Below are 6,836 nucleotides of genomic sequence, written 5' to 3'. Positions count from 1 at the left end.
GGGCGCCGGCGGCGGCTCAGCGCGCGGTGCCCAGCCAGCGCGCCATCGCCGCGCCGCGGGAGCGGACCCCGAGCTTGGCGAAGATCCGGTTCACGTGGTTCTTCACCGTGTACTCCGACACGACCAGGAGCCGGGCGATCTCGCCGTTGGCGCGGCCCTGGGCGATCAGCTCCATGACCTCGGCCTCGCGGGGCGACAGGCCGAGGTCCTCCCGCCCGCCGAGGGCCGGCGGATCGGGGCGCGGGGGCCCGTGATGCGATACCGGGGACGCTCCGGCGGGCGATGCGCCGCCACCGGCCGGGGACGCTCCTGCGGGCGGGGCCCCGCCGCCGCGCAGCGCCTCGACGAGGGCGCGGCTCGCCGGCGGGGACAGCGGGCTGGCCCGCCCGTCGACGGTGTCGTGGACGGCCGCGATCAGCTCCTCCACGCCGAACGCGCCGTGCACGAGGTAGCCGGCGGCGCCGTTGCGGATGGCCTGGCCGATGACGTCCGAGCCGGTGTCGTAGGAGAGCATGAGGACCTTCGCCAGGGCGCTCAGCGGCCCGGCGGCGGAGACCCCGTCGACGCCGGGCATCCGCACGTCCAGCAGGACGATGTCGGGGCGGAGCCGCTCGGCCAGCTCGACCGCGTGGCCGCCGTCGACGGCCTCGCCGACCACCTCGACGCCCCCGGCCTCCAGCAGGCTCACCAGGCCGGCGCGGACGATCGGGTTGTCGTCCACCACGAGGGCGCGCACGGCGCGCGCACGCGCCCGTTCCGGCGGGCTCACGAGGCGAACCCGGCGTGCTCGGGGGTGCCCTCGACGCGGTCCCGGACGTGCGGGACGGTGATCGTGAGGGTCGTGCCGCCGCCGGGCGCCGAGCGCAGCGCGAGCCGGCCGCCGACCCGGCGGGCCCGCTCGGCCATCCCGACGAGGCCGTAGTGCCCGTCGCGGGCGAGCAGGTCGAACCGCCCGCGGACCGGCGGGACGAACCCGGCGCCGTCGTCCCGGACGGTCAGCATCACGGCGTGGACGGACCAGATCAGCCTGATTTCGACCCTCCCCGCGTCGGCGTGGCGTTCCACGTTGGTCAGCGCCTCCTTCAACACCGAGACGAGCTCGTACCGTACGGCGACGGGCACGTCCATCGCGAACCTGCCCGAGACCTCAACGTGAACGTTGACGCCGCGGTTCCGGCCCCACTCCGCGGCGACCCGGCGGACCGCCGTGGGCAGCGCCATCACGTACGCCTCGTCGCGCAGGTCGGCGATGAGGCCGCGGGCCTCCCGCGCGGCGACCTCCAGCGCGGAGAGGATGTCGCGGGCGTCCTGTTCGGCCCGCTCGGGGCACTTGCGGATCCAGATCGGGAGGGTCGCCACGGACATCGTGATGCCCTGGAGGGTCTTGGCCAGCGAGTCGTGCATCTCGCGGGCGAGCCGGGTGCGCTCCTCGGCGGTCGCCGCGGCGGTCTCGGCGCTGCGCCGCGCCTCCTCGGACTCGGCGTACTGGTCGAACAGCGCCCGCAGCATGACCCCGGCGCAGGCGGCGAGCGGGTAGAACACGGGCAGCGCGACGAGCAGGCCCGGCGCGTGCCGCTCGACGGGCGTGCCGGTGGTCATCGCGACGTAGCACAGGCAGATCTGCGCGACGCAGACCAGCAGCACCGGCCCCCACCTGTACAGGACGCCGGCGATCGCGGCCGTCATGACGGAGAAGAGGAAGAACGGGCCGAAGACGCCGCCCTCGGCGAGCACGGCGAACACCATCAGCGCGTCGGCGCAGCACAGCAGCGGCATCCGCTGGACGACGGGCAGCACGGACCGCCAGGCCGCGCACGCGAGCGCGGTCTCCAGGGCGAACACGGCGAGCGGGATGCCGAGGCCGGGGTCGGGTCCCTTGGTCGACAGCAGGACGACCGCCATCGCGAGCAGGAGCCCGCGCAGCAGCAGGAGCAGCCTGAAGGTGACCGCGAGCCGGGTCTGCACCGCGGCGTGGTCCCGGCCGGGCGTAGTGGTCAGTTGTGGCATCTCGGTGCATCGCAGATGCGTAGTTGGTCGGACCGCTGGAAGAGCCGCATCACCATGTCCGGATTATCGATCCTGTACGTGCCGCCGTCGGTGACGGCGGCGAGCCTGCGCAGTGTCGGGGCGGCCTCGGCCCCGACGCCGTACGCGACGACGCTGACGGGCCTCCTCGGGTCGAACGCCGCCTTCAGCTTCTCCACCGTCCGGTCGAACTCCCCTCCTTCATGATCTCTCGGTCCCCCCGGGGTCAGAACGAGCACGATGTTGAGTTTGTTGCCGCCGTAATTGCGGGCGACCTCGTCGTACGCCGCGCGGATCGTCGTGTACAGCCCGGTGCCCCGCCCCGGCATCGACCGCACCCCGCCAAGGGCCCGCTGGAGCACGAGCCGGTGGTTGCCCCCGTACGACGTGCGCGTGCCGAGGTCGCGGATCGGCTGGATGGGGCGGTAGGGGCGTCCCTCCGCGCCGGTGAGGGTCCACAGGCCGATCGCGGAGTCGTCCGGGAGCGTGAACCCCGTCGCCAGGGCGAACAGCATCGCCTGCAGGCGGCTGCCCGGCTTGCCGCTTCCGGCGGGCATCGGCGCCCCGGCGCCGAACGGGTCGACGACCACGAGGATGTTCAGTCCCTGCCTGTACCTGCGCCACGTCTCCAGGATCTCGGCGGCCGCTCCCGGCCGCACGATCGGGAGAAGACCGGGCTCGGCCCGCCCCGCCCCGTGGGCACCGGGCGGTTCCACCCCGGCCACGGACCCGGCGGCCGTTCCGTTGGCCCCGGGCTCGCGCAACCCCGCCCGCCGCAGATCGGCGGCCGCCGGAGCGGAGCGCAGCTCCTCCAGGAAGCGCCGCGCCACCCGTTTGCGCTCGCCGTCGGCCGTGGCGACCACGAACGGGAAGTCCAGGTAGGGCGCCCCGGCCGACGGGTATACGGCGGTCAGAGGCGAGACACCGCCGGTGATGGACCGGTTGTGCTGCCACACCGCCTGCTCCGAGATGGTCAGGACGGCCGCGCCCTCTCCGTCGGACCCGCCGTTCCCCTGGCCGTTCCCTCCCCCGCCGTCCACGTCGCCGAACGCCGCGTCCGCCCCCTTCCCGTACGGGAGCGTCTGGGCCATCCGCAGCCTGGCCGTGAACCTGTTCAGGGCGTCCTGCCCCTTTCCGGACGATGCCTTGAGCGCGAGCAGCGTGGCCATGCCCGTCCCGGACCTCGCGGGGTCGGGCAGCCGGAGCCGGAACGACGCGCCGTCCGCGTCCCGCTCGGGTCCGCGGGGTTGGAACGCCCCCCACGACCTGCGCGCCAGCTCCGCCCGGTGCCGCCCGGCGGCGGCCCGCGGCAGCGCGAACACGATCGGGGACGAGGCGACCGACGGCGCCTTCCCCGGCTCGGCCCGGTGCGCGAGGTCCGACCACAGCGAGGAGTCGGGGATCCACACGTCCGGGGTCCCGCGCCGGCCGTGGAACGCGTCCGCCACGTCGCCGGAGTCCCCCGAGACGACCTTCACCGCCGAGCACTCCCCCGCCGCCCTCCGGGCCTGGTTGAAGCGGTCGGCCGCCGCGAGCGCCGCGGGGGCGATCGCCGGGTCGGCGGTGACCGAGATCCATTCGTCCGGCCCGTCGCACGCGGCGCCGCGCATCGTCAGCGCCCAGCCTCCGCCGCCGAGCACGAGGCCCACGCTCAGCGCGACGACCACGGCCACGACGTTGCGGTCGCAGTTCTGCCAGGCGGAGCGGCCGTGCCGAGTGCGGTGGGAGTCCTCTGTTGGCGGGGGGCCGCCGGGGGGCGGGGGAGGCGAGCCGGAACGCGGGGGATTCACGGGAAATCGACCCTTCATGCACCATCAGCCATGCGGGCCCAGGGACCACGCCTTGTAACTGTAACCATTCTTTTCGCAACACAGCCACATAAAGGCTCTCTTACTCACATGGTTCCGGACCGCATCTTTCCCCGACCGGCACCGATCGGACGCGCCTCGGCGAGAAAGGTCACACCTCACGGTCAGGTCCGGGGCGGTGGCGGGACTCCAGGTCACGCGGCCGGCCCGCGCGGACGGGCCGGGCGCGCGCGGCGGGAGGGGTACTCTGGGAGGCGTGCGATCCCGTGTGGCAGGCGTACGGCGCCGCGATCGGCACGGTCGCGGCCTCCGAGGCCCTCTGACACCCCCGCAGGCGCCGGTCTCGCGGACCCGCGCGGAGCGGTTCGACGACCTCGTGGGCGACGAGGTCCGCCGGCTCGGCAGGCGCTGGGGCCGGGAGCTCGCCCGGGTCGAGTTCACCGTGGCCGAGGTACCCGAGGTCGAGCCCTGGTTCGAGGGTCCCGTTCCGCTCGGCGAGACCGTCCCCGGCGAGGGCGGCGGTCCCGTCCGCATCGTCGTCTACCGGCGTCCGGTCGAGGCCCGCGCCAGCGGCGACCAGGAGCTCGGCCGCCTGGTCCGCGACCTGCTCGTCGAGGAGATCGCCGACCTGCTCGGCCTGTCCCCCGAGTCCGTCGACCCGAGCTACGACTCCCCGGACGACTGACCGCGCCCGCGGCGTCCTCGGCTCAGTCGTTGAGGGTCGTCTGGGAGTCGCCGACCTTGGGCAGCCATTGGGCGGTGACGGCCGGGTTCATGGGCAGCACGGTGAAGAGGTAGTCGTCGTCCTCGCCGGTGGAAAGGGTGCGGGCGGCGTAGACGGGCGACGAGCCCGGCTTGGGCGTGACGACGGCGCCGTAGCCCTCGCCCGAACCGGGTGGAGCGGTGAGCCTGGTCTCGACGGTCCGCCCGGCGGGGACACTGACGGTCTGCGGCGTGCCGGGGCCCCACGGCGCCATGGGCGTGACCTGGACGGTCGCGGGACCGGACGGCGCGGTGAGGGTCAGCGTCGAGTCGAGGCGGACGTCGGCGACGACGCCGGAGGACGGACGTCCGGAGCCGTCCGGTGGGCCGAGGGGGGCGGTCGCGGTGCCGTAGGCGACGTCGGCGCCGCGCTCGGCGACGAGGCCCGCGACGATGGGCCGGTCGGCGACCAGCCGCACCGCGGCGGGCTTGCCCGACAGGGCCTTCGCCAGGTCGAGGGAGGCCACGGAGCGCGCCGGGGCGTCGAGGACGTCCTGACCCTGCGGGGCGTAGCCGCCGTCCGGCGTGATCACCTGTACCCGCACCCGCGCGGCCGTGTCGCCGGGCACGGCGACCAGCAGCCACCGGCCGCCCGGCCCGCTCGGGACGCCCGGCACGACCAGGGCGGGGGCGGGCGCGGCGGAGAGCGGCACCCACTCGATGCCCTTGCCCTCCCCGAGGCGCGCCCGCAGTGACGCGGCGACGCGGCCGCCCGTGGTGCGCACGTGCAAGGCGAGGTCGCGGGCCGAGCGGAGGACGTCGCCGAGGCCCTCGGGCGACCGGCCGAGCCGCACGACGCGGGTGGTGGCGGGGGCGACCGGGGTCGCGAGACCGTCGGTCGTGTCGAGCGGGCCCGCGTCGGAGATCGCGGTCAGGTCCACCGACGCGGGCTGCGCGTCGACGTTGGTGAGGTAGAGGTCGAGGGAGTCGGCGATGACCGGGCCCGGCCCGGTGAACCACAGGTCGGTGCCGGGAACGGCGCAGCGGACGCCGGCCAGGCCGCGGTCGGGGCCGCCGGGCCAGTGGGTCGTCTGCTCGGCCGACAGCCCGGCGGCGAGGGGACCGCGCGCCCGGACGGTGACCGAGTCCGCCATGGCAGCGAGGTCCCTGTGCCAGCCCCGGCCCGGGGCGTCGAACGCGGCGAGCGGGCGGCCGCCGCGGGTCGCGGTCACCTCGGCGTGCCCGCCGGGCGCGGTCCCGGCGGGCGACTGGACGCTCACCCGGCCGTCCTCGTGACCGGGGCAGACCGCGACGGCGGAGGTCACCGGCGTGTGGGCGCCCTTCTCGCGCGCGGTCGCCGAGGGCCGCGACAGTGACGCGGCGCCGTACAGGGCGGCCAGTGCCACAAGGACGAGCGCCGCGGTGGCGTAGCGGAGGCCGAGCAGGCGGAGCAGCCCGTCCATCAGCGACTCTCCTCGGTGACGGGTTCCTTCGAGCCGGCCGGTTCGCGCGGCGGCGGGGTCCGGTCCGGGGACCGTTCCGTGGTCTGGTCGGTGGCCTGGTCGGTGGTCTGTTCCGGCGCCGCGCGGTCGCCGCCCGCACGGCGGCGTCCCCGACGGGTTCCGCCGGACGCGCGAACGCGGACCCGGCGGCGAATCCCGCGCCGCTCGCCGGCGGGCGCCGGGTCGCGCCGGGCGCCCGGCAGCGCGAGGACGGCGACCAGCAGCACGGCGGCGCCCTGCGCGGCCAGCCACACGTGCCGCGCCGTCATGTCGCGGGTCAGCTCGAACGTCCCCCCGGCGGCGGGGACGTCGTAGCCCTGCGCCCAGCCGTCGACGGTGCGGGACCGGAGGCGGGACCCGTCGAGGGAGGCGCTCCAGCCGCCGGCCGGTTCGGTCAGCAGCAGGGTGCGCGGGCCCGTGCCGGCCGGGACGCGGACCCGGGCACCGATCCTCCCGGCCGGGAGCGGGATCACGCGGGCGCCGTCGAGCAGGAGCAGCCGCGCGGACGGCGACTGGAGCCGCCAGACCGCGAACGTGTCCGTCCGGCTGAGGCGGGTCAGCTCCGGGGCGGCGTCCATGACGCGGGTGAGCGGGTCGGACGCGGGACGGCGCACCAGGACGTACTGGACGCCCATCCTTGTGAGCGCGGGCCCGTCGTCGCCCTCGCGGCCCGCGACGAGCCCGGCGACGAGCCCGTCCATGCGCCGCCGGGCCGCCGCGCCGGCGGGCGTCTCGGCCTCGCCGAGCGTGGGCCGCGCGTCGCGCAGGACGGTGTAGGCGACCCGGCCCGTCCCGTCCC

5 protein-coding genes and 1 pseudogene are annotated in these 6,836 nt (G+C 75.9%); 1 reads left to right on the top strand and 5 read right to left on the bottom strand.

The window, feature by feature from the left end; all coding sequences use genetic code 11:
- Positions 1-16: 16 nt before the first annotated feature.
- The 3 genes from E1291_RS37345 to E1291_RS37335 are packed head-to-tail and all read right to left on the bottom strand — an operon-like array spanning position 17 to position 3,692.
- Positions 17-769, bottom strand: coding sequence for a response regulator (locus E1291_RS37345; protein ID WP_131742770.1), 753 nt, complete (start codon positions 767-769; stop codon positions 17-19).
- Entirely contained in the window at positions 766-2,007 is a 1,242-nt protein-coding gene (locus E1291_RS37340; protein ID WP_131742769.1) for a sensor histidine kinase, read from the bottom strand. The genes E1291_RS37345 and E1291_RS37340 overlap by 4 nt, the downstream gene beginning before the upstream one ends.
- Positions 1,995-3,692, bottom strand: a complete 1,698-nt coding sequence (locus tag E1291_RS37335; RefSeq protein ID WP_165495482.1) for a substrate-binding domain-containing protein — start codon at positions 3,690-3,692, stop codon at positions 1,995-1,997. Before E1291_RS37335 ends, E1291_RS37340 begins: the two co-directional genes overlap by 13 nt.
- Positions 3,693-4,101: 409 nt before the next feature.
- Between E1291_RS37335 and E1291_RS37330 the strand changes: the two genes are divergently transcribed.
- The gene (locus E1291_RS37330) at positions 4,102-4,518 is read left to right on the top strand and encodes a metallopeptidase family protein (protein WP_131742771.1); all 417 of its coding nucleotides are present in this window, start codon (positions 4,102-4,104) and stop codon (positions 4,516-4,518) included.
- A gap of 22 nt (positions 4,519-4,540) precedes the next feature.
- On the opposite strand, the gene E1291_RS37325 is transcribed toward E1291_RS37330, so the two are convergent.
- Positions 4,541-5,998 carry a DUF5719 family protein gene (locus E1291_RS37325; RefSeq protein ID WP_131742767.1) on the bottom strand — a complete coding sequence of 486 codons (1,458 nt, stop codon included), beginning with the start codon at positions 5,996-5,998 and terminating at the stop codon, positions 4,541-4,543.
- A pseudogene (locus E1291_RS42730) lies at positions 5,998-6,836 on the bottom strand (hypothetical protein); the annotation flags it as partial. The gene E1291_RS37325 and the pseudogene E1291_RS42730, both read right to left, overlap by 1 nt.

Source organism: Actinomadura roseirufa (genome assembly GCF_900659635.1).
In the GTDB taxonomy this organism is placed as follows: domain Bacteria; phylum Actinomycetota; class Actinomycetes; order Streptosporangiales; family Streptosporangiaceae; genus Spirillospora; species Spirillospora roseirufa.
The sequence above is the reverse complement of the archived record's forward strand: the minus strand, read 5'-3'. Positions and strand labels throughout refer to the sequence as shown.